The sequence below is a fragment of the Nocardia concava NBRC 100430 genome, from assembly GCF_000308815.1.
Classification (GTDB): Bacteria; Actinomycetota; Actinomycetes; order Mycobacteriales; family Mycobacteriaceae; genus Nocardia; species Nocardia concava.
Genome location: NZ_BAFX01000004.1, coordinates 11,411 through 31,897, shown reverse-complemented (window position 1 = coordinate 31,897; position 20,487 = coordinate 11,411). Strand labels below are relative to the sequence as shown.

The following is a 20,487-nucleotide window of genomic DNA, read 5'->3' as shown; positions in this document are numbered from 1 at the left end:
GGGAAAGAATCAGATGACGAGTTCCGATCCAGGATCCGGCGGAACGCACGACCCGGCGAAGGCGCAGGAAACCGCGCAGTGGTGGGCCACCCCGCCCACCGGAACCGAACCCGGCCAACCGGTTCAGGGCGCGGACCCGACCATGCTGAACTACGCCGCGGGCGGCATGCCGCCCTACACCCCGCCCGCCCAGGCCGTTCCGCCCGCGCAGTCCGGCGGCGGCTACCCGCAGCAGCAGCCGATGACCGGCGGCTACGGCCAGCCGGTGTCCGGCGGCTTCCCGCAGCAGCAGTACGCCGCCCCGCAACAGCAGTACGGCGCCCCGCAGCAGCAGTACACGCCGCCCCCGGTGCCGCCGGTCGCGCCCGCCTACGGGTACGCGACGCCGCAGCCGCCGCGCTCGGGCGGCAGCAAGACCGGCTGGATCGTCGGCGGTGTCATCGGCCTGGTGGTGATCGTCGGCGTGATCATCGGCGCGGTCGCGCTGTCCGGCGGCGACGGCTCCTCGCCGCTCGGCGACAACAAGAAGAAGAATGCCGGGAAGTACACCATGGACGGTGTCACCAACGGCTGCAGCGTGATCGACACCTCGGTGCTCAGCAAGTTCGCCGCCAACTCCAAGGGCACGCCCGAGCACTCCGAGACCAAGCCCACCGATTACTCGGGTGGCCGCTTCGAATGCCGCGCGGGCAACGAGGAGACCACCAAGCCCGACAAATACGGTTCCACCGACACCAACACCGCCGACCTGACCCTCGATGTGTCCTTCCTGAGCGGTTCCTCCAGCGCGTACAACCGCCCGGAGTACGAAACCTGGAAGAAGTTCGACACCGGCACCACCGGCAGCGGCCGCACCTCCGGTGACCTGGCCGGCATCGGCCAGGAGGGTTACTGGGCGTCCAAGTCCGACGACTACACCTACTTCACCACCACCGACTACACCTGCGCGGTCAAGGACGACAACGCCTCGGTCAAGATCGAGATCCGGCTGACCATGTACAAGGGCAAGACGGTCAGCAAGGACGACATCGCCCAGGTCTGCAAGGACCAGACCCGCAAGGCACTCGACAATGTGAAGAAGAAGTAGCCCCCGACCACTGCATTTGCTTCCGACAGGGGTGCACCCGGTATATTGCTCGACGGAGGATTCGCCTAGTGGCCTATGGCGCTCGCCTGGAACGCGGGTTGGGTTAACAGCCCTCAGGGGTTCAAATCCCCTATCCTCCGCTTGCGAAGGCCCCGTCCGGACTCGATCCGGACGGGGCCTTCCTTATATCTTGGGGCTGCCGCAGGCCTCGGTTCCCCGCAATGAGCAGGCAACCTCGTCCAGGGCCGACTCCAGCAACATCGCGTACCGGTCGGGATCGGGCAGCACGGCCGGATCGGCGTGCACCGAGACCGTGACCGTGTCGCCCAGGCCGTGCACGCCGTGGGTCAGATGCATGACCGCACCCAGGGCCGGGAAGCCCGCTGTGAATCGCACCGCACCACCGCCGAACTCGAGATCCGCGCCACCCCGGTCGACGCTGGACACCACGGTGTGACCCGAAACTCGTTCGGGGAGTGTGTCGATGGGGGCGTGCATGACATCGCGGTGCAGCAGCGGGGCGGGCAGCACGGCGGTCACCGCGTCCCGGGCGGCCTGCAGCGGATGCGCGGCGCGGGCGCGGCGGGCGGCCAGCTCGGCGGCGATGCGGTCGGCGCGGGCGCGCGGCGTGGGCTCGGCGACGGCCAGATCCACCGAGAGGTCGCGGTAGCCGTTGCGGCCGTCGCCGCTGGCGGCGAACGCCATCGGCACCTGCGCGCGGAGTTCGGGCGGCAGCTCGCCCCGATCCCGGAGGTAGCGCTCCAAGGCGAACGAGACCGCGGTGAGCGCCACCACGGTGACCGAGTGGCCTGGCGCCCGCAGCCGCGCCTTCTCGCACACCAGCATTCGCACGGCGTGCATTGTGGGGACCGCACCGCCGCCGTTGAGGACGGTCGGTTCGGCATCCGGGGCGGGCGGCGGCAGTTCCCCCGCCGCGGTCAGCTCGGCCAGCCGCCCCTGCGCCCGGGCGGCGGCCAGGCCGCGAACGACGGTGCGCGCCATGCCGATCGGGATACCGGGCAGGGCGCGGGTAGCGGCGAAGCCGCTCAGCACCGTCTCGCGAATCCCGTCCGGCAGGACTCGCGCGACGAACGGGCCGGATTCACGCCGTGGCGGCGCTGCCGGAAATTCGCTGCGGCCGAACAGGGCCCGCGCGATGAGCGCGGCGCGGCGACCGTCGGCGAGCGCGTGGGATAGCTGGAGCACCGCTACGAGCGCGGACTCGTCGGTAGCGAATCCCGGGACTTCCCGGACATTCCGGAAGACGTGCAGCCGCCAGGGCCGATCGTCAGCGCGCAGACCGGTGCCGAGCAGGTCGCCCACGGCCGCGGTGACATTCGCCCACGTCGCCGCGCCGAGGTCATGGTCGGCGAACTGAGCATTCGTGAATTCGCAAGCCGCCCAAATGGGATACGCAATGTTTGCAGGAGTATCCAGCACGTGTATCAGCAAATCCGGAATATGCGTGACCCGATCCGCCACGTCCGCCCGCAGCCGACCGGCATCGCGTCCGGTGTCGGCGAAGCAGTAGAGCAGGAACAGATCGTTGCGGGTGCGCGCGGACAGCCAGTACATGGTGGCGTCCCGGGCGGCCAGGGATTTCACCCATTGACCCTAACGAAACTCCATACGGTGCAACCCCTCTGGGTGCTACCGTTTGTAGTAGAAGCCTTACATCTCTCCCGGGGGCGGGGTGACCGCAATGGCAACCAAACTGGCGGTACAGGCCAATGAGGCCGATGAGCGGTACCAGGGTGCCGCATTCCTGAAACGCTCGATCAACAAGGTCTTTCCGACCCACTGGTCGTTCCTGCTCGGCGAAATAGCGCTCTACAGCTTCATCATTCTGCTGCTCTCCGGCGTCTATTTGACCTTGTATTTCGATCCCTCCATGCAGGACGTGACCTACAACGGCGCCTATCAGCCGCTGCGCGGGGTCACCATGTCCCGCGCCTACGAGTCCGCGCTCAATATCTCCTTCGACGTGCGCGGCGGCCTGTTCGTGCGGCAGGTGCACCATTGGGCCGCACTGCTGTTCACCGCGTCCATGATCATTCACATGTGCCGGATCTTCTTCACCGGCGCGTTCCGCAAGCCGCGCGAGGCCAACTGGGTGCTCGGCGCGCTGCTGTTCATCATGGCCATGTTCGAGGGCTTCTTCGGCTACTCGCTGCCCGACGACCTGCTCTCCGGCACCGGCCTGCGCGCCGCCTTCGCCGGCATCACGCTGGGCAGTCCGGTCATCGGCACCTGGCTGCACTGGCTCATGTTCGGCGGTGACTTCCCCGGCAACATCATCATTCCGCGCCTCTACATCGCCCATGTGCTGCTGCTGCCCGGAATCATGCTGGCGCTCATCGTGGTTCACATCGCGCTGGTCTGGTACCAGAAACACACGCAGTACCCGGGGCCCGGACGCACCGAGAAGAACGTCATCGGCACCCGCATCGTGCCGGTCTTCTCGCTGGATCAGGGCGCGTTCTTCGCCTTCACCCTGGCGGTGCTGTCGATCATGGGCGGGGTGCTGCAGATCAACCCGATCTGGAATCTGGGGCCCTACAACCCGTCTCAGGTCTCGGCCGGCACCCAGCCCGACTTCTACATGATGTGGACCGACGGCTTCCTGCGCCTGTTCCCGGCCTGGGAGCTCTACATATTCGGGCACACGGTGCCGGGCGCGTTCTCGGTGGCGCTGTTCATGCCGTTGATCTTCACCCTGATCATCGCCTACCCGTGGATCGAGAAGCGGCTCACCGGCGACCGGGCCCGGCACAATCTGCTGCAGCGACCGCGAGATGTGCCGGTGCGCACCGCGATCGGGGCCATGTCGCTGAGCTTCTATCTGATCCTCACCCTGGCCTGCGTCAACGACATCATCGCCTTCAAGTTCGACATCTCGCTCAATGCCACCACCTGGGCCTTCCGCATCGCCCTGCTCACCGTGCCGCCGCTGGCCTACACCATCGCCTACCGGTTGTGCCTGGGTCTGCAGCGCAGTGATCGCGCCATCCTCGAGCACGGCATCGAAACCGGTGTGGTGCGGCGGCTTCCGCACGGCGAGTACATCGAAGTGCATCAGCCGCTGGGACCGGTGGACGAGCACGGTCATCCGATTCCCCTGGAGTACCAGGGCGCGAAGGTGCCCCGGAAGATGAACGAGCTGGGTGTCGCGGGCCGGCCGGGCACGGGCGCGTTCTTCCGCGCCGATCCACCGGCCGAGCGGGAGACCAATGCGGCCAATGATCGGGAGGCCGAGCACGCGCAGCTGGCGGTGCTGCGGCGGGCACAGGAGCAGGTCGCGGGCAACGGCCACTCGGGCAACGGGCACAGGCCCTAACCACCGGGGTTCAGCCCTGGCCACCGGGCTCGCCGGGCCGCCCGGACAGAGTGAAGCCCCGAGTCTCCGGGACTCGGGGCTTCTGCTTTTCTCCCGGGTCGGGCCTGGGGCGAGGCCCTCAGCGCGGCCGGTCAGGCCCGCTTGAACTCTCCGTCGGAGACGCCGGCGACGAAGGCGTCCCATTCGCCGGGGGTGAAGGCCAGGATCGGTCCCCGGCCGTTTTCCTTGCTGTCCCGGACCGCGACGTTTCCGTCGCCGAGAAATGCGACCTCTACGCAGTTGCCGTTGGGGCCACTGTGTTTGCTCTTGCGCCATACGGCGCCTGTGTAATCCAGGTTCACGGTACTAGCTCCTTTGCTGCGTCAAGCACGAGATCTTGCTGGCAATGATCTTGGTGACCCTGGGATCCATCGAGAATCACGAATCCCTGGTGCGCCACGGGCCGCACGCAAACGCTCCGTACAACCAGTTCTTGCACTTCGCGATGGGAATGCACCCCCGATGGCCGTTCCCGCGCTAAACACTAGCAGGGTTCGTCATAAGGAGATCGCATTCTTTCGTTTTCAATCAGCAAATTTACGGCAAGGTTAGCCAGCTAATTATTTGCGCTAAATTTGCCGCAATTTGAGGCTTTTGAATTTCAGAAGTCCGAATTCCGTTGCGGCGCCATTCCCGTCCGCGCGCGGCGAACTCGGTGCGCGCCGGCGCACCCGCCATGGGGAATCATGGAGGGCATGCCCCAGGACGCACAGGACGACGACATCCGGGACCGTGACGAGGACGGCCGCGCCCGGAATGCCCGTCCTCGCGACCGTTTTGGGCGACCCCTCCCGTTCGGCAGCCCGGGCGTCCCGCGCATCCCCGATGATCTCGACCTGCCGCCCGCCGAAACCCTCGACTACGCACAGCGGCTGATCGATGACGGACTGGCATTCAACGCCCACGAGGTACTCGAGGCGGCCTGGAAGAACGGTCCGTTCGCGGAGAAGTCGCTGTGGCAGGGCCTCGCGCAATTTGCCGTTGGGCTCACCCACATTCAACGCGGAAATTCGAAAGGGGCCCGGACCCTGCTCGAACGCGCGACGCAACGCCTCACGGCCTATGGACCGGCCCCCTACGGCATCGACTCCCCCGGCCTGCTGGCCTGCGCCGACACCCTGCTCAGCGCCATTGACCAGGGAAAACCCATATCCGAGAACGATCTTCGACCGCGGCTCACAATCTCGCACTGAATTCGCAGCGCGACTCCCGTTCCACACTCCGTGTGTGCAACCGCAAGAATGCGGAGGATCGGCGGTGGTGCGAAGTATGCGAACTACCATCGACAGACGTGTCCACCGACCCCGCCACAGCAACGCCCGGCAGTGTTGAATCTCGACCGGCGTCGGGCAGATTCGCGCCCAGTCCCTCCGGCGACTTGCACGTGGGCAATCTGCGCACCGGACTCCTCGCGTGGTTGTTCGCCCGTTCCACGGGCCGCGGCTTCCTGATGCGGGTCGAGGATCTGGACCGGGTGAAGAAGGGCGCGGCCGAGCGGCAGCTCGAGGATCTCGCGGCCATCGGCCTGGACTGGGACCCGCCGGTGGTGTGGCAATCGCAGCGGCTGCCGCTCTACGAGGCGGCCATCGAGCGCCTGACCGCGGCCGGGCTCACCTATGAATGCTTCTGCACGCGTAGGGAAATCCAGCAGGCGGTCACCGCGCCGCACGGGCCGATGGGCGCCTACCCCGGGACCTGCCGGAATCTCACCGATCAGCAGATCCGGGAGCGCCGCGCCGAGGGCCGCCCCGCCGCACTGCGATTGCGCGCCGGAATCAGCGAATTCACCGTCACCGACCGGCTGCTCGGCGAATACCGCGGCGCGGTGGACGATCTGGTGCTGCGCCGCGGTGACGGCACCCCCGCCTACAACCTCGCGGTCGTCGTCGACGACGCCGACCAGGGCATCGACCAGGTGGTGCGGGGCGATGACCTGCTGCCCTCCACGCCGCGGCAGGCGTATCTGGCCACCCTGCTCGGCCTGCCGGTGCCCGAATACGCCCATGTCCCATTGGTACTGAACACGGCCGGGCAGCGGCTGGCGAAACGGGACGGGGCAGTCACGCTGCGGGACCGGATGGCGCTCGGTGAATCCCCGCAACAGGTGTTCGGCGCGCTCGCGGCGTCATTGGGTTACATCGGCGCAAACACGCCGTCCGATCTGCTGGAAGAATTCCGGCCCGCAGACCTGCCCCGAGAACCGTGGACACTCGACCCCAACGGGTTGTTGCAACCCAGTTCATAACCGTAACGTACGCACTCGACCAGATCCCGAACGAATTCGACGAGGACGGCGAAACAGATGACGAGCGGTGGGTACGACCCCAACCAATATCCGCAGGGTGGCCAGCCGTACGGGCAGCAGCCTTACGGGCAGCAGCCCCAGCAGCCGTACGGGCAGCAGCAGCAGCCCTACGGTCAGTCCGATCCCTACGGTCAGCAGCCGCAGCAGCCCTACGGCCAGCAGTCCGACCCGTACGGTCAGCAGCAGCCGCCGTCGGATCCGTACGGGCAGCAGCAGCCGCAGTACGGCCAGCAGCAGCCGCCGTCCTTCGGCCAGCCGTCCTTCGGCCAGTCCGACGCCTACGGCCAGCAGCAGCCCTACGGCCAGCCGGCCTACCAGCCCTACCCGGGCGGCGGCCAGCCCGGCTACGGCGCAGGCGGTTTCGGCGGCGCGGTGCCCGGTGACCTGTGGATCCGCTTCGGCGCCCGCATCATCGACTACCTGATCGCCGGCATCCCCACCGGCATCGTCGTCGGGATCCTGCAGTCCGCCATGGGCGGCGGCATCGGCGCGAGCATCATCGGCGGGGCGCTGTCGACCATCATCATCACGGCCTACTTCGTGCTGCTGGAGACCCAGAACAACGGTCAGACCCTCGGCAAGAAGATCCTCGGGCTGCGGGTGATCGGCCCCGGCGGCGCGCCGCTGGACATCCAGACCTCGATCAAGCGGAACATCTTCGTGCTCGCCGACATCGTCTGGTGCATCGGCAACCTGATCAGCATCGGTCTGATGATCTACATCGCGGTCACCATCGAGCAGGACCCGAACAAGCAGGGCTGGCACGACAAGTTCGCGGGCGGCACCCAGGTGCTCAAGGGCTGAGTCCCTCGAACCGGACAAGAATGGGGCGCATCCTCGCGGATGCGCCCCATTCTTATTGCCGCACTACGATTTTCTCTAGTACGTCGACGAATTCCAGTCCCCGGCGATAATGAGGATCAGCAGCAGCCCGAGCCCGATGACGATGCCGATCGCACCCACCCAGATGCCGCCCAGCGCCAGGCCGCGGCCCTGCTGCTGATTGCTCTTGATCTGGTTCAGCCCGACAATGCCGAGCACCAGCCCGACGATCGAGATAACCGGGATGAACAGGCAGAAGAACATGCTGGGCAGGCCGATGATCGACACCACCAGTGAGGCGATGGCCAGCGAATTGGTCTGCTGGGTCGGCGCGCCGTAGCCGTAGGGCTGGTAGCCGGGATAGCCGTACCCCGGCGGCTGTGCACCGACGCCCGGCGGTTGCCCGGCGACCGGATAACCCGGAGCCGGTGTCGCCTGCGGCTGCGAGTAATTCGACTGCGGCGGAGGGTAATTCGGATATACCGGCTGCGGCGGCGGTGTCATCGGCGGATTCTGATACTGCGGCCCGGAGGTGTAGCCGGCCGGGGGCGGCGTCGGTTGCTGCGGCACCGATTGCTGGGGTGCCGCCGGCGGATTCTCGGGCGTCACGCCCTCACCGCCGTACTGCTTCCACCACTCGTCGGAATCGCCGGGATTCGTCATTCATCAAGCCTAAGACACCCGTCGGTCCGTGCGTATCGGTCCAGGCAGGGATACTTTCCGCGTGAGTGATACGAAAACGGTCGATTCCGGCCGATCTGGACACCCCACGTCGGAGCACGCCTCGTTCGCGGATCCGGCTGGGGGATATTTCACCCAGGTGGCGGTGGCCTTCACCGCCGTCCTGCTGATCTCCAATGTCTGCGTCGCCAAGGGCGTGCAGTTCTTCACCGACAGTCATCTCTCGTTCGGCCCGATCACCGTGCTGCCCGTCACCATGGACGGCGCGTTCTTCCTCTTCCCGCTGGCCTATGTCATCGGCGACGTCCTCAGCGAGGTCTACGGCTTCAAGGCCGCCCGCCGCACCGTCTACTACGGTTTCGCCGCGCTGCTGCTCATGATCGCCTGCTTCCAGGTGGTCATCTGGCTGCCCACGGGTGACGGCCTCGACCAGAACGCGTCGTCGTTCAAGGATGTGCTCGGCCATACCCCGCAGCTGGCCTTCGCCGGCATCGCCGGGTACTTCGTGGGCCAGTTCCTGAACTCGGCCACCCTGGTGCTGATCAAGGAGCGCACCAAGGAGAAGCACCTGTGGGCGCGGCTGATGGGCTCCACCGTCGCGGGCGAGTTCGGCGACACCCTGGTGTTCTGTTCGATCGCGGCCACCGCCATCGGCATTCACACCTGGGGCGACTACCTCAACTACCTGATCGTGGGCTTCGTCTGGAAGACCCTCGTCGAGGCGTGCGTGCTGCCGATCAGCTACCGCTGCATCGCCTTCCTCAAGAAGCGCGAACCCTCGTACCGCCCGCGCGAACGGGCCGCCATCTACGAGTAAGTAGGCCAACTCTCGGGGCTCTCAGGGGTTCCCCTGAAACCCCGAAGGCGCACGAGGCGCGGCCGCGTGAATCCCCTTACAGCCCAGGGGCTTTGATGCGGCCGCGCCAGCGGCCCAGGAATTCCGTCTTGTAGTCGTCGAAATAGCCGCCGTCCAGGCTTTCTCGCACGCGGTCCACCAGGCGCACCGTGAAGCGCTCGTTGTGGATGGTGCAAAGTGTCGCCGCGAGAATCTCTTTCGCCTTGAACAGGTGATGAATGTAGGCGCGCGTGTAATTGGCGCAGGTGTAGCAGTCGCAGGTTTCGTCGATGGGCGTGAAGTCCCGCTTGAAGCGCGCCGTATTGATATTGAAGCGGCCCTCGTCGGTGTACATGGCCGCATTGCGCGCCACGCGTGAGGGATTCACGCAGTCGAAGGTGTCCGCGCCGTTCTCCACCGCGGTGAAGATGTCCTCGGGCTCGCTGATGCCGAGCAGATGCCGCGGCTTGTTCTCCGGCAGTTCGTCACAGCACCAGCCGACGATGGTGCCGAGGTTGTGCTTCTCCAGCGCGCCGCCGATGCCGTATCCGTCGAATCCCGTTCCGGCTGCGCCACGCAGCGCCTCCAGATCGCGACAGGCCTTGCGGCGCAGGTCCTCGTACTGCGCGCCCTGGATCACCCCGAACAGCGCCTGATACGGCTTGTGCGGCCGCGCCGCGGTGAGCCGCTCGTGCTCGTCCAGGCAGCGCTGGGCCCAGCGGCGCGTGCGCTCCAGCGATTCCTCCTGGTAGCCACGGGTGTTCATGAGCGTGGTGAGCTCGTCGAAGGCCATCATGACGTCCGCACCCAGTTGATGCTGGATGCCCATGGACACCTCGGGCGTGAACCGGTGCCTGGAGCCGTCCAGGTGCGAGCGGAAGGTGACGCCGTCGTCGTCGACGTGGGCCAGGCGCTCCTTGCCCTTGGCGATCACATCGTCGTCCTGCACGCCGACCGACTCCATGGCCAGCACCTTCTTGAAGCCGACGCCCAGCGACATGACCTGGAAGCCGCCCGAATCGGTGAAGGTCGGGCCGTTCCAGTTCATGAACTTGGCCAGGCCCCCGGCCTCGTCCACGATGTCCGGACCGGGCTGCAGGTAGAGGTGGTAGGCGTTGGCGAGCAGTGCCTGCGCCCCCAGCTCTTTCATGGTCTCGGGCAGCACGGCCTTGACCGTGGCCTTGGTACCGACCGGCGTGAAGGCGGGCGTGGCAATGTCGCCGTGCGGCGTACTGATCACGCCCGTCCTGCCGTGCCGTCCTTCCAGACGGGTACCGACCTTGAACGAGAACTCGGAGGGTGCAGACACGACGCTCATCTTCTCACTTCGTGAAAAGCCATCTGGCCCGCACCTTTGGGTGCGGGCCAGATGGCTGGAAGGGGATCACTTGGTGAGTGCGACCGCGTCCGGCTCCGGATCGTCCACGTTCTCGCCCTCGCCGTCGGTGATGGCGGCGGCGAATTGGGCGTTGTAGAGGCGTGAGTACGCGCCCTTGGCGGCGAGCAGCCGGTCGTGGGTGCCCTGCTCGACGATCTTGCCCTTCTCCATCACCACGATGGTGTCGGCGTCGCGGATCGTCGAGAGCCGGTGCGCGATCACGAAACTCGTGCGGTCCCGCCGCAGCGCCGCCATGGCGTGCTGCACGAGCAGCTCGGTGCGGGTGTCGACCGAGCTGGTGGCCTCGTCCAGGATCAGGATGGACGGCTTGGCCAGGAACGCCCGGGCGATGGTGATGAGCTGCTTCTCACCGGTGCTGACGCCGGAGCCCTCCTCGTCGATCACGGTGTCGTAGCCGTGCGGCAGCGCGTGCACGAACCGGTCCACGTAGGCAGCGCGGGCAGCCTCGAGAATGTCGGCCTCCGAGGCGTTCGGGTTGCCGTAGGCGATGTTCTCCCGGATGGTCCCGCCGAAGAGCCAGGTGTCCTGCAGCACCATGCCCATGCGCGAGCGCAGGTGGTCGCGGGTGATGCGGGTGATGTCGACGTCGTCGATGGTGATCGCGCCCGAATCCACCTCGTAGAACCGCATGAGCAGGTTGACCAGTGTGGTCTTGCCCGCACCGGTCGGCCCGACGATGGCCACCACGTGCCCGGGTTCGGCCACCAGCGAGAGGTTCTCGATGATCGGCGTCTCCGGCTCGTAGCGGAAGGACACGTCCTCGAACGCCACCCGGCCGCGATCCACCGGACGCGAATCCTCCGGATCCGGATCCGCCGACTGCTCGTCGGCGTCCAGGATCTCGAAGATGCGCTCGGCCGAGGCCACACCCGACTGCAGCAGGTTCATCATGGAACCGATCTGGGTGAGCGGCTGGGTGAATCCGCGCGAGTACTGGACAAAGGCCTGCACCTCACCCAGCGACAGCTGACCCGACGCCACCCGCAGGCCGCCGACCACGGCGATCAGCACGTAGTTCAGGTTCCCGAGGAACATGATGGCGGGCATGATCAGCCCGGAGATGAACTGCGACTTGAACGACGCGTTGTAGAGCTTGTCGTTGGTCTCGTCGAAACGCTCGCCGACCTCGCGCACGCGGCCGAAGGCGCTGACCACCTCGTGGCCGGTGAAGGCCTCCTCGACCTGAGCGTTGACATCGCCGGTCAGCTTCCACTGGTCCACGAAGTGCGGCTTGGAGCGCTTGGCGATCTGCGCGGTCACGATGATCGCCAAAGGCACTGTCAGCAGGGCGATCAGGGCCAGGATCCACGAGATCCAGAACATCATGATCAGGATGCCGATCACCGACAGCACGTTGATGATCAGCTGGGACATGGTCTGCTGCAACGTCTGTGCCACATTGTCGACGTCATTGGTGACGCGGGAGAGCACATCGCCGCGCGGCATGGAGTCGAAGTAGCGCAGCGGCAGCCGGTGGATCTTGTCCTCGATCTGGGCGCGCAACCGCTTCACGGTCCGGTTGATCAGGATGATCAGCAGCTGCGCCTCCAGCCACTGGAACACCGAGGCGCCGATGTAGAGCGCCAGCACCCAGGCCAGCACATGGCCGACCGCGGTGAAATCGATTCCGGTACCGGGAATCACGTCCATGCTGGCCAGCATGTCGGCGAAGGTGGAGTTGCCGCTCGCGCGCAGCCCCTCGACCAGCTGGTCCTTGCTCTGCCCCGCGGGCAGCTGCTTGCCGACCACACCGTCGAAGATGAGGTTGGTGGCCTTGCCGAGGATCTGCGGGCCCAGCGTGTTCAGTACGACCGAGCCGACGGCCAGCACGAAGACGATCACCAGGAAGACGCGATCGGGTGCGAGCAGGCGCAGCAGGCGCTTGAGCGACGGGCCGAAGGACTTCGCCTTGGCGTCCGGCGCACCGGGATTGACGGTTCCGGGCCTCATCGCACCTCCTCCGCGCTGAACTGGGATTCCACGATCTCGCGGTATTCCCTGCAGTCCCTGAGCAATTGGTCGTGGGTGCCGATGCCGGCCATGGCGCCGTCCTCCAGCACCACGATCTGATCGGCGTCGCGGATGGTCGAGATGCGTTGCGCCACAATGATCACCGACGCGTTCGCGGTCTCCGGCTTCAGGGCGTCGCGGACCCGCATGTCGGTGGCGACGTCCAGGGCGGAGAAGCAGTCGTCGAACAGGTAGATGCGCGGCTTGCGGACCAGCGCGCGGGCAATGGCCAGGCGCTGGCGCTGACCGCCGGATACGGTCGTACCACCCTGTGCCACAGGGGTTTCCAGCCCTTGGGGCATCTCCCGCACGAAGTCGGCGGCCTGTGCGATCTCCAGCGCGTGCCAGAGTTCCTCGTCGGTGGCGTCCGGCTTGCCGTAGCGCAGATTGGAGGCGACGGTGCCGGAGAACAGGTACGCCTTCTGCGGCACCAGCCCGATCTCCGAACGCAGCGTCTCCAATTGGAGGTGCCGCACGTCGGTGCCGCCCACGTAGACCGCGCCGTCGGTGACGTCGATGAGGCGCGGGATCAGATTGATCAGCGTGGTCTTGCCCGCGCCGGTGGCGCCGACGATGGCGGTGGTGGTACCGGGCGTGGTCTGGAATCGGATGGCCCGCAGCACCGGCTTCTCCGCGCCCGGGAACTTGAACTCGGCGAACTGCAGGTCCACCGTGCCGGGATCGCCCTTGAACGGCTGCGGCAGCCGCGGTTCGTCCACCGAGGACTCGGTGTCGAGCACCGCGCCGATGCGCTCGGCCGAGACCGCGGCGCGCGGGGCCATCATGGCCAGGAACGAGGCCATCATGACCGCCATCAGGATCTGCATGATGTAGGCCAGCATCGCGGTCAGCGAGCCGATCTGCATCTCCCCGTTGTCGATATTGTGGCCGCCGAACCAGATGACGCCGACGGTGGTCACATTGGAGATCAGCATGACGGCCGGGAACATCAGCGCCATGTACTTGCCGACATAGAGCGACTGTTCGGTCAGCTCGGTATTGGCGACCCCGAAACGCCAGGTCTCCTGCCGCTCCCGGACGAAGGCGCGCACCACGCGAATGCCCGTGATCTGTTCGCGCAGAACGCGGTTCACCGCGTCGATGCGCTCCTGCATGCGCCGGAAGCCGGGCACCATGCGGCTGATGATGAAGGCCATGGACAGGCCCAGCGCGGGCACCGCGATGAGCAGCAGCCACGACAGCTGCATGCTCTCGCGCAGCGCCATGAAGATGCCGCCGATGCACATGATCGGGGCCATGACCAGGATGGTGGCGCTCATCAGGATGAGCAGCTGCACCTGTCCGACGTCATTGGTATTGCGCGTGATCAGCGACGGCGCACCGAAGACGCCGACCTCGCGCGCGGAGAAGGTGCCGACCCGGTGCAGCAGGGCGGCGCGCATATCGCGGCCCGCGCCCATGGCGGCCTGCGCGCCCAGATACACCGAGATGCCCTGGGCGACGATCTGAATGGCGGTCACCAGCAGCATCCAGCCGCCGGTGGACCAGATATAGCCGATATCGCCCTTGGTGACGCCGTTGTCGATGATGTCGGCGTTCAACGTGGGCAGATACAGCATGGCGATGACCGAGATCAGCTGGAGCACGACGACCCCCGCCAACTGTTTGCGGTAGGTCCACAGGAAGGTGCGTAGGAGTCGGATCAACATGATGCTGGCAGGCTACCGCCAGATCCCGACCGCCGCCGCGACGTTTTCCGGCGCTGTCGGATAGTGGCCCGCGTCATACCGATCGGGGTTCAGATATCGGGGCGGTCCAGATCGCGCCATTCGGCCGCACCGGGCGTGACCTGCGGGGCCGGGACCGGGCCGCCGGTCGGGCGGGGGCGGCGGGTCCACGCGTCGGGGTCGCGCAGCAGCTCGTCGAGGAAGGACGGCAGCAGATCGTGGGCGATATCGGCGATGGTCACCCGCTCCAGAATCGATCGAATGTTCACCCGCAGCCCGATCCACACCCGCTGCAGCGGTTCGGCGGCGCCCGGGTAGGCGACATCCTCGGGCCGCTGCCCGCGCACCGACGCCAGCGGGCCCTCGGCCACGCGAATCACATCGGCGATGCTGATCTCCGCGGCCGGTCGGGCCAGGCGGTATCCGCCGTCGGGACCGCGGCGACTGGTGACCAGTGCGCCCTTGCGTAGATCCGAGACCACCGACTCCAGCACCTTGGGCGGAATGTCCTGGGCGGCGACAATGGCGTCGGCCTTCACCGAATCCGGTTGCGCCTTCGCGATTTCCACGAGCGTGCGCACCGCGTAATCGACCTTCGCGGTGATGTGCACGGAAACTCCTGATCTTGAATCGGTGGTGAGGAAAAACCCTATCGCGCCGGATACAGCACGCCGAGTGCGGCATTCAACAGGATCGTCTCGACGTGGGCGGTATCGGTGTCGGGCACGATCTCCTGGGACATCATGGCGGTGCTGAGCACCTGCATGGCGGCCGTGGCGCGCAGCAGGGTGTCGGCGTCGGCGCCGGGTCCGGCCAGCCACCGGCAGGTGCGGTGATGCAGTTCGATCAGGTCGGGATAGCGATTGCCGAGGGCGTTGACGATGGCGACGGTATCGCGCATGCACAGCGCGCCCACCTGTCGATTGGCCAGCGTCGAGCGCAGCCGCTCGCTGATCACCTCGCGCACGTTCTCGGGCGTGTGCTCGATGTCGTCGAGGCGGTCGACCTGCGCGCGGAGCTCGTCGAACATCGGCTCGATGATCGCGATCAGCAGATCGACCTTCGAGGCATAGTGATAGTAGAGCGAAGCTTTTGTGATTCCCACCGCATCGGCGACCTCGCGCAGGCTGCTGTGGTCGAACCCCTTGGTCGAAAATAGCTGGAGCGCGGCCTCCCTGATCGCATCCTTGGTGCTTCTACCTGCGACAACTGTTCCGGAAACGACTGGGGCGCCCATGCTCTCATCCTCTCACCCGCGCTCGGTCCGTGAGTCATCCAGCTCGGGATGCGACGCACGCCACCTAGAGTCGAGGTTGTTCCTCCACTTACTCGGTCGGTAGTCTACCTACCGCACGGTAGGCAGAATTCAAGTTTCGTGGAGGCCGGGGGGCCGAAGCTCCCAGGCGGCAGTGCCTGTCTACGCGCTCGCACACAGCAGACCTGTTTCGCCCGTAAACCATTCGCCAGGAGAACCCCTCGTGTCCGTATACCTCTATCGGTGGGGAAAGTTCGCCTTCCGCCGGAAATGGCTCGTCATCACGGCGTGGATCGCCGCCCTACTCGTCATCGGCGGCACCGGCGCCGCCCTCGCCAAACCGTTCCAGGACAGCTTCTCCATGCCCGGCCTGCCGTCCGAGCGGGCCACCGAGATCCTCGACAAGCACTTCCCGGGTGCCTCCAAGGATTTCGACTCCAACACCGTCAGCGGCACCTATGTGATCGCCGCGCCCGACGGTGAGAAGCTGACCGATCCCAAGAACAAGGCGGCCCTGCAGGGCTTCCTCGCCGACCTCGGCAAGCTCGACATCATCGACAAGAACGCCCCGCCGATGGATCCGATCGCCGCCACCAAGCAGATCGGGCAGCGCGCGGGCATCGACTGCCTCGACGGCAATCGCTCCGACCCGAACTTCGCGGCCAACTGCTCGAACGCGCCGCTCAACGTCCTGAACAAGACCAACCCGGATTCGGTGGCGGTCGTCAAGGCGCTGTACAGCATTCCGAAGTTCGCCGACATCACCCCGGACGACCAGGACGCGGCCTACAAGGTCGGGCAGAGCGCCCGCGACGCCGGTCTCCAGGTGGAGCTCACCGGCAATATCGAGCAGAAGCAGGCCGCCGGCGGCGCGTCCGAGATGATCGGCGTCGGCGTGGCGCTGGTGGTCATGATCATCGCGTTCGGCGCCATCGTCGCCGCGTTCGTGCCGATCATCACCGCGATCTTCGGTGTCGGCACCGCCATGTCCATCGTCATGTTCGGCACCCACTGGCTGACCGTGCCCGCCTTCACCCCGACCCTGGCCTCGATGATCGGCATCGCGCTGTCCATCGACTACGCCATGTTCATCGTGTCGCGCTACAAACACGAACTGGCCGTATCGGATTCGCCGGAAGAGGCGGCGGGCACCGCGGTGGGCACCGCCGGTTCCGCGGTCATCTTCGCCGGTCTGACCGTCATCATCGCGCTGGCCGGGCTCAGCTTCGTCGGCGTCAACTTCCTGACCTACATGGGTATCGGCGGCGCGATCACGGCCACGATGGCGGTGCTGGTCGCGGTCACCCTGATGCCCGCGCTGCTCGGCGCGTTCGGCGGCACGCTGTTCAAGCCGAAGCTGCCGCTGGTCGCCCAGCACGATCCCGAGGACGAGAACTCGGTCACCAACGGAATTCGCTTCGCCCGCTTCATCGGCAAGGCTCCCGCACTGACCCTCGCCGCCTCGGTGGTGCTGCTCGGCCTGCTGGCCGCGCCGGCGGTGAATCTGCAGCTGGGTCTGCCCGGCGGCGATTCCATGCCGAAGGACACCACCCTCTACAAGGCGTACGACCTGCAGACCAAGGGCTTCGGCGAGGGCTCCAACGGCACTCTGATGGTGGCCGTTGATCTTTCGAAGACGCCCGAGGCGGATCGCGACAAGGCGCTCGGTGAGCTGCGGACCAAGCTCGCGCACTACCCGGGCATGGATTATCTGACGGCCGCGCAGCGCAGTCAGGACGGCCAGGCCGCGCTGTTCATGGGCGTGCCCAAGTCCGGGCCGAACAACAAGGAAACCAAGGACCTCGTCGAGAGCGCGCGCAACGCCGAGTCGGACTTCAAGAGCCAGTACGGCATGGAGTACGGCATCACCGGCAGCACCGCGATCTACACCGATGTCTCACAGGCCCTGCTGCACAAGATCATTCCGTACCTGTCGATCGTGGCCGGAGCGGCGTTCCTGTTGCTGCTGTTGGTGTTCCGCTCCATCCTGGTCCCGCTGACCGCCGCGCTGGGCTTCCTGCTCTCCATGGCCGCCACCTTCGGCGCGACGGTACTGCTGTTCCAGGAAGGCACCTTCGGCCTGTTCGACCCGCATCCGCTGGTCAGCTTCCTGCCGATCATGTTGATCGGCTTGGTATTCGGCCTCGCCATGGACTACCAGGTCTTCCTGGTGACCCGCATGCGCGAGGAGTACGTGCACGGCAAGTCCGCCAAGGACGCCATGATCAGCGGCTACCACCACGGCGCGCGCGTCGTGACCTCGGCCGCCATCATCATGATCTCGGTGTTCAGCGCGTTCATGCTCGACGAGAACGTGGTGGCCAAGTCCATGGGCTTCGCCATGGCGGCGGGCGTCTTCTTCGACGCCTTCATCGTGCGCATGATTCTCATCCCGTCCCTGCTCGCCCTGCTGGGCGATCGGGCCTGGTGGATGCCGAAGTGGCTGGACCGCATCCTCCCCGACATCGACGTGGAGGGCAGCAAGCTCGCCGAGCTCAAGCAGTCCTCGACGCCGGTCTTGGAGAAGGAGCCGGCCACGGTCGGCTGATCCGCTCGTAAGTCGCTCGGCCCCTGCCCGATTCGGGTGGGGGCCGAGTGCGTTTCCGGTGGTGAACGGCTTCTTAGACATCTGTTCTAGACATTTGTTTCAGACTCTGTTAGACATATGTCTTAGACGGAAGTTCTTCATCAGACCGGGAGAGATCAATGAGCACCAACCTCCACATCCTCGTCGCCGGCGGCGGCATCGCCGGTAACGCCGTTGCGCTGCAACTGCTTCGGGCGGGCATCGCCGTCACCGTGGTCGAGCGGGCCGCCGCCCCGCGACCGGGTGGACAGGCCGTGGATCTGCGCGGGCCCAGCCGCGAGGTGGCCGAGCGCATGGGGCTGATGGAAGGCATCAACAAGCGCCTGCTCCACGAGAAAGGCATGAGCATCGTCAAGACCGACGGCAGCCCGGTCTACCGCATGTCCATGGAGATGTTCGACGGCAAGGGGCCGGTCGCCGATATCGAGATCAGCCGCGGCGACCTCAATGATGTGCTGCTCACCGAACTCGCCGGTACCGCAGGCGAACTCGACTACCGCTACGGCGACTGGATCGAGACCATCGACCAGGACGCCGACGGGGTGACCGTCGGATTCGACTCGGGACGCAGCGAGCGCTACGACCTGGTGATCGGCGCGGACGGCGTGCACTCGCGGACCCGCAAGCTGGTGTTCGGACCCGAGGAGCAGTTCACCACCTTCCTCGGCGGCTACATGTCCTTCTACACCGTGCCCACCCCGGCCGTCGCGGAACCGGACTGGCTGTCCATGCGGGTGGTGCCGCGCGCCTCGCTCGGCATCCGGCCCGACTACGATCCCACCACCTCGAAGGCGATCATCACCCTGCGCACCGACCAGATTCCCGCGCTGCGCGGCGATATCCCCACCCAGCACAAGCTGATTCGCGACATGCTCGCCGACGCGGGCTGGGTGGTTCCGGAGGCGCTCGCCGAACTGGAGCACGCTCCCGACTTCTACTTCGACGAACTCGTGCGCGTCGACATGCCGACCCTGTCCAAGGGCCGCGTCACCCTGCTCGGCGACTCCGGATTCTGCGGCTCCCCGATGACTGGCATGGGCACCGCCATGGCCATCGTCGGCGCGTACCTGCTGGCCGGTGAAATCGCCGCCACCCCAGGCGATCTCCCGGCCGCGCTGGCTCGGTACGAGGCGCAGGTGACCCCGTTCCTCGAGAAGGCCAAGGAGCTCCCCGGCGGCGGCATCCAAATGATGCTCCCCACCTCGAAGCTCGGCCTGAAGGTGATGCAGCGCATCGGAAAGCTCATGACCACCAAGCTCTTCCGCCCGATCATGATGAAGATGCTCGACCAGACCCAGGACTACGTCCTCCCGACGTACTGATCACCGCATGAAGCGGGTGACGGTATTGCGGATCGCGATGCCCGCGGAGGTGGCGGGGACCATGAGGGCGGTGGCGGCGCGGAAGCCGCGCTGCTTGGGTTCGACGAGTTTGCGGTGGCGCTGTTCGTAGGTCGCGAGGGCGGTGGCCGGGTGATCGGGGGTGCGGGTGAGTTCCTCGGCGAGGGTGTAGCCGCCCGCGATGGCGAGGGTGGAGCCGTCGCCGAAGAGCGAGAGGGAGGATCCGGCGTCGCCGAGCAGGGCGACGCGGCCGGATGACCAGCTCGGCAGGCTGATTCGGCTCACCGAGTCGAAGTAGAGGTCGTCGGCGGCCTTCAGCTGATCGAGGTAATCGGCGAAGATGCCGAGGTCTCCGGCGAAGGCTTCGGCCACCAGGGCCTTGTGCTGGGCGAGGTCGCGGTGATCGAATCCGGGCACCGCCGGTTGGCGGAACATGAAGGCCGCCACCGCTTTTCCCTTGGTCGGGTGCACCGAGATGGCCCGGCCCGGCAGATTGAGCATGACCACTTCGTGCTCGTCGCCGAGGGCCCGTTCGACCGGCAGGGCCGCGGCGTACATGCCCATGTGGCGGATGAACTGCGACTCCGCGCCGAAGACCAGCCGCCGCACATTCGAGTGCAGACCGTCGGCCCCGATCACGTAGTCGTAGCGGGCGGATTCACCGCTCTCGAACGTGACATCCACACCGTCCGTGTCCTGGGCGACCCCGGAAATCGAATCGGCCCAGCGGATTTCGGCATGCTCCCGGGCCGCGTCGAGCAGGATCGCGGCCAGGTCCGCCCGAGCGACCTCGACCTCACGGTCACCCGCTCCATCCTGAAAAGCGCTGAGCCGCAAGCCCGACCGCTTCCTTCCGACCGTGTCCACGAATCTCATCCGATCCACCGTCGAGGCCGCCGCACGCAGTTTCGGCATCACCCCCATGCCCTCGACCACATCGACCGCGGGCCCCTTCACGTCGATCGGGTTCCCACTGGACCGCTGCGCGGCAGCCCGCTCGACCACCGTCACGTCGAATCCATTGCGCCCCAGCCAGTACGCGGCGGTCGAGCCGCCGATCCCGCCTCCGGAGATCAACACCGTCTTGTTCATCGTCATCACC

17 protein-coding genes and 1 tRNA gene are annotated in these 20,487 nt (G+C 66.4%); 9 read left to right on the top strand and 9 right to left on the bottom strand.

Features of this window, described 5'->3' with window-relative positions; translation table 11 throughout:
* Positions 1-13 precede the first annotated feature (13 nt).
* The gene (locus ON43_RS01075; protein WP_040802487.1) at positions 14-1,087 is read left to right on the top strand and encodes a hypothetical protein; all 1,074 of its coding nucleotides are present in this window, start codon (positions 14-16) and stop codon (positions 1,085-1,087) included.
* A gap of 54 nt (positions 1,088-1,141) precedes the next feature.
* Positions 1,142-1,227, top strand: a tRNA-Ser gene (locus tag ON43_RS01070).
* A 43-nt stretch (positions 1,228-1,270) separates the two neighbouring features.
* Here the strand turns inward: ON43_RS01070 and ON43_RS01065 are convergent.
* Positions 1,271-2,692 carry a WS/DGAT domain-containing protein gene (locus ON43_RS01065; protein WP_040802485.1) on the bottom strand — a complete coding sequence of 474 codons (1,422 nt, stop codon included), beginning with the start codon at positions 2,690-2,692 and terminating at the stop codon, positions 1,271-1,273.
* Positions 2,693-2,789: 97 nt separating this feature from the next.
* Between ON43_RS01065 and qcrB the strand changes: the two genes are divergently transcribed.
* The gene (qcrB, locus tag ON43_RS01060) at positions 2,790-4,424 is read left to right on the top strand and encodes a cytochrome bc1 complex cytochrome b subunit (RefSeq protein ID WP_040802483.1); all 1,635 of its coding nucleotides are present in this window, start codon (positions 2,790-2,792) and stop codon (positions 4,422-4,424) included.
* Between the two features lie 131 nt (positions 4,425-4,555).
* On the opposite strand, the gene ON43_RS01055 is transcribed toward qcrB, so the two are convergent.
* Positions 4,556-4,765: a DUF397 domain-containing protein gene (locus tag ON43_RS01055; RefSeq protein ID WP_040802481.1), complete on the bottom strand. Its 210-nt coding sequence runs from the start codon at positions 4,763-4,765 to the stop codon at positions 4,556-4,558.
* A 393-nt stretch (positions 4,766-5,158) separates the two neighbouring features.
* Between ON43_RS01055 and ON43_RS01050 the strand changes: the two genes are divergently transcribed.
* From ON43_RS01050 to ON43_RS01040, 3 genes are all read left to right on the top strand, one after another.
* The gene (locus ON43_RS01050; protein ID WP_040802558.1) at positions 5,159-5,656 is read left to right on the top strand and encodes a DUF309 domain-containing protein; all 498 of its coding nucleotides are present in this window, start codon (positions 5,159-5,161) and stop codon (positions 5,654-5,656) included.
* Between the two features lie 98 nt (positions 5,657-5,754).
* Positions 5,755-6,708: a tRNA glutamyl-Q(34) synthetase GluQRS gene (gene gluQRS / locus ON43_RS01045; protein ID WP_040802479.1), complete on the top strand. Its 954-nt coding sequence runs from the start codon at positions 5,755-5,757 to the stop codon at positions 6,706-6,708.
* Between the two features lie 57 nt (positions 6,709-6,765).
* The gene (locus tag ON43_RS01040) at positions 6,766-7,572 is read left to right on the top strand and encodes an RDD family protein (RefSeq protein ID WP_040802477.1); all 807 of its coding nucleotides are present in this window, start codon (positions 6,766-6,768) and stop codon (positions 7,570-7,572) included.
* Positions 7,573-7,647: 75 nt separating this feature from the next.
* Here the strand turns inward: ON43_RS01040 and ON43_RS01035 are convergent, their stop codons facing one another.
* A complete protein-coding gene (locus ON43_RS01035; RefSeq protein ID WP_040802475.1) occupies positions 7,648-8,253 on the bottom strand; it encodes a DUF4190 domain-containing protein in 606 nt (201 codons plus the stop codon).
* A 61-nt stretch (positions 8,254-8,314) separates the two neighbouring features.
* On the opposite strand from ON43_RS01035, the gene ON43_RS01030 reads away from it, so the two are divergent.
* Complete coding sequence (locus ON43_RS01030; RefSeq protein WP_040802473.1) at positions 8,315-9,088, top strand: queuosine precursor transporter; 774 nt, start codon at positions 8,315-8,317, stop codon at positions 9,086-9,088.
* 76 nt (positions 9,089-9,164) lie between these two features.
* On the opposite strand, the gene tgt is transcribed toward ON43_RS01030, so the two are convergent.
* From tgt to ON43_RS01005, 5 genes are all read right to left on the bottom strand, one after another.
* On the bottom strand, positions 9,165-10,424 hold the full coding sequence (gene tgt / locus ON43_RS01025) for a tRNA guanosine(34) transglycosylase Tgt (RefSeq protein WP_040802470.1): 1,260 nt from the start codon (positions 10,422-10,424) through the stop codon (positions 9,165-9,167).
* Between the two features lie 66 nt (positions 10,425-10,490).
* Positions 10,491-12,455 carry an ABC transporter ATP-binding protein gene (locus tag ON43_RS01020; protein ID WP_083913072.1) on the bottom strand — a complete coding sequence of 655 codons (1,965 nt, stop codon included), beginning with the start codon at positions 12,453-12,455 and terminating at the stop codon, positions 10,491-10,493.
* Complete coding sequence (locus ON43_RS01015) at positions 12,452-14,185, bottom strand: ABC transporter ATP-binding protein (RefSeq protein WP_040802468.1); 1,734 nt, start codon at positions 14,183-14,185, stop codon at positions 12,452-12,454. The genes ON43_RS01020 and ON43_RS01015 overlap by 4 nt, the downstream gene beginning before the upstream one ends.
* 89 nt (positions 14,186-14,274) lie before the next feature.
* Positions 14,275-14,814, bottom strand: coding sequence for an RrF2 family transcriptional regulator (locus ON43_RS01010; RefSeq protein ID WP_083913071.1), 540 nt, complete (start codon positions 14,812-14,814; stop codon positions 14,275-14,277).
* A gap of 38 nt (positions 14,815-14,852) precedes the next feature.
* Positions 14,853-15,440 carry a TetR/AcrR family transcriptional regulator gene (locus tag ON43_RS01005; protein WP_040802466.1) on the bottom strand — a complete coding sequence of 196 codons (588 nt, stop codon included), beginning with the start codon at positions 15,438-15,440 and terminating at the stop codon, positions 14,853-14,855.
* 241 nt (positions 15,441-15,681) lie between these two features.
* Between ON43_RS01005 and ON43_RS01000 the strand changes: the two genes are divergently transcribed.
* Both ON43_RS01000 and ON43_RS00995 read left to right on the top strand, forming a co-directional pair.
* On the top strand, positions 15,682-18,006 hold the full coding sequence (locus ON43_RS01000; protein ID WP_040802464.1) for an MMPL family transporter: 2,325 nt from the start codon (positions 15,682-15,684) through the stop codon (positions 18,004-18,006).
* Between the two features lie 158 nt (positions 18,007-18,164).
* Positions 18,165-19,367: an FAD-dependent monooxygenase gene (locus ON43_RS00995; protein WP_040802462.1), complete on the top strand. Its 1,203-nt coding sequence runs from the start codon at positions 18,165-18,167 to the stop codon at positions 19,365-19,367.
* Here ON43_RS00995 and ON43_RS00990 read toward each other — a convergent pair whose 3' ends face one another.
* Positions 19,368-20,477, bottom strand: a complete 1,110-nt coding sequence (locus ON43_RS00990; RefSeq protein ID WP_218003184.1) for an FAD-dependent monooxygenase — start codon at positions 20,475-20,477, stop codon at positions 19,368-19,370.
* Positions 20,478-20,487: the final 10 nt, after the last annotated feature.

What these genes read in the sequence shown, in the direction of transcription:
- ON43_RS01005 (WP_040802466.1), bottom strand. Translation starts at nt 15,440, where the DNA reads ATGGGCGCCCCAGTCGTTTCCGGAACAGTTGTCGCAGGTAGAAGCACC.
- tgt (WP_040802470.1), bottom strand. Translation starts at nt 10,424, where the DNA reads ATGAGCGTCGTGTCTGCACCCTCCGAGTTCTCGTTCAAGGTCGGTACC.
- ON43_RS01050 (WP_040802558.1), top strand. Translation starts at nt 5,159, where the DNA reads ATGCCCCAGGACGCACAGGACGACGACATCCGGGACCGTGACGAGGAC.
- ON43_RS01035 (WP_040802475.1), bottom strand. Translation starts at nt 8,253, where the DNA reads ATGACGAATCCCGGCGATTCCGACGAGTGGTGGAAGCAGTACGGCGGT.
- ON43_RS00995 (WP_040802462.1), top strand. Translation starts at nt 18,165, where the DNA reads ATGAGCACCAACCTCCACATCCTCGTCGCCGGCGGCGGCATCGCCGGT.
- ON43_RS00990 (WP_218003184.1), bottom strand. Translation starts at nt 20,477, where the DNA reads ATGAACAAGACGGTGTTGATCTCCGGAGGCGGGATCGGCGGCTCGACC.
- ON43_RS01040 (WP_040802477.1), top strand. Translation starts at nt 6,766, where the DNA reads ATGACGAGCGGTGGGTACGACCCCAACCAATATCCGCAGGGTGGCCAG.
- ON43_RS01020 (WP_083913072.1), bottom strand. Translation starts at nt 12,455, where the DNA reads ATGAGGCCCGGAACCGTCAATCCCGGTGCGCCGGACGCCAAGGCGAAG.
- qcrB (WP_040802483.1), top strand. Translation starts at nt 2,790, where the DNA reads ATGGCAACCAAACTGGCGGTACAGGCCAATGAGGCCGATGAGCGGTAC.
- ON43_RS01015 (WP_040802468.1), bottom strand. Translation starts at nt 14,185, where the DNA reads ATGTTGATCCGACTCCTACGCACCTTCCTGTGGACCTACCGCAAACAG.
- ON43_RS01075 (WP_040802487.1), top strand. Translation starts at nt 14, where the DNA reads ATGACGAGTTCCGATCCAGGATCCGGCGGAACGCACGACCCGGCGAAG.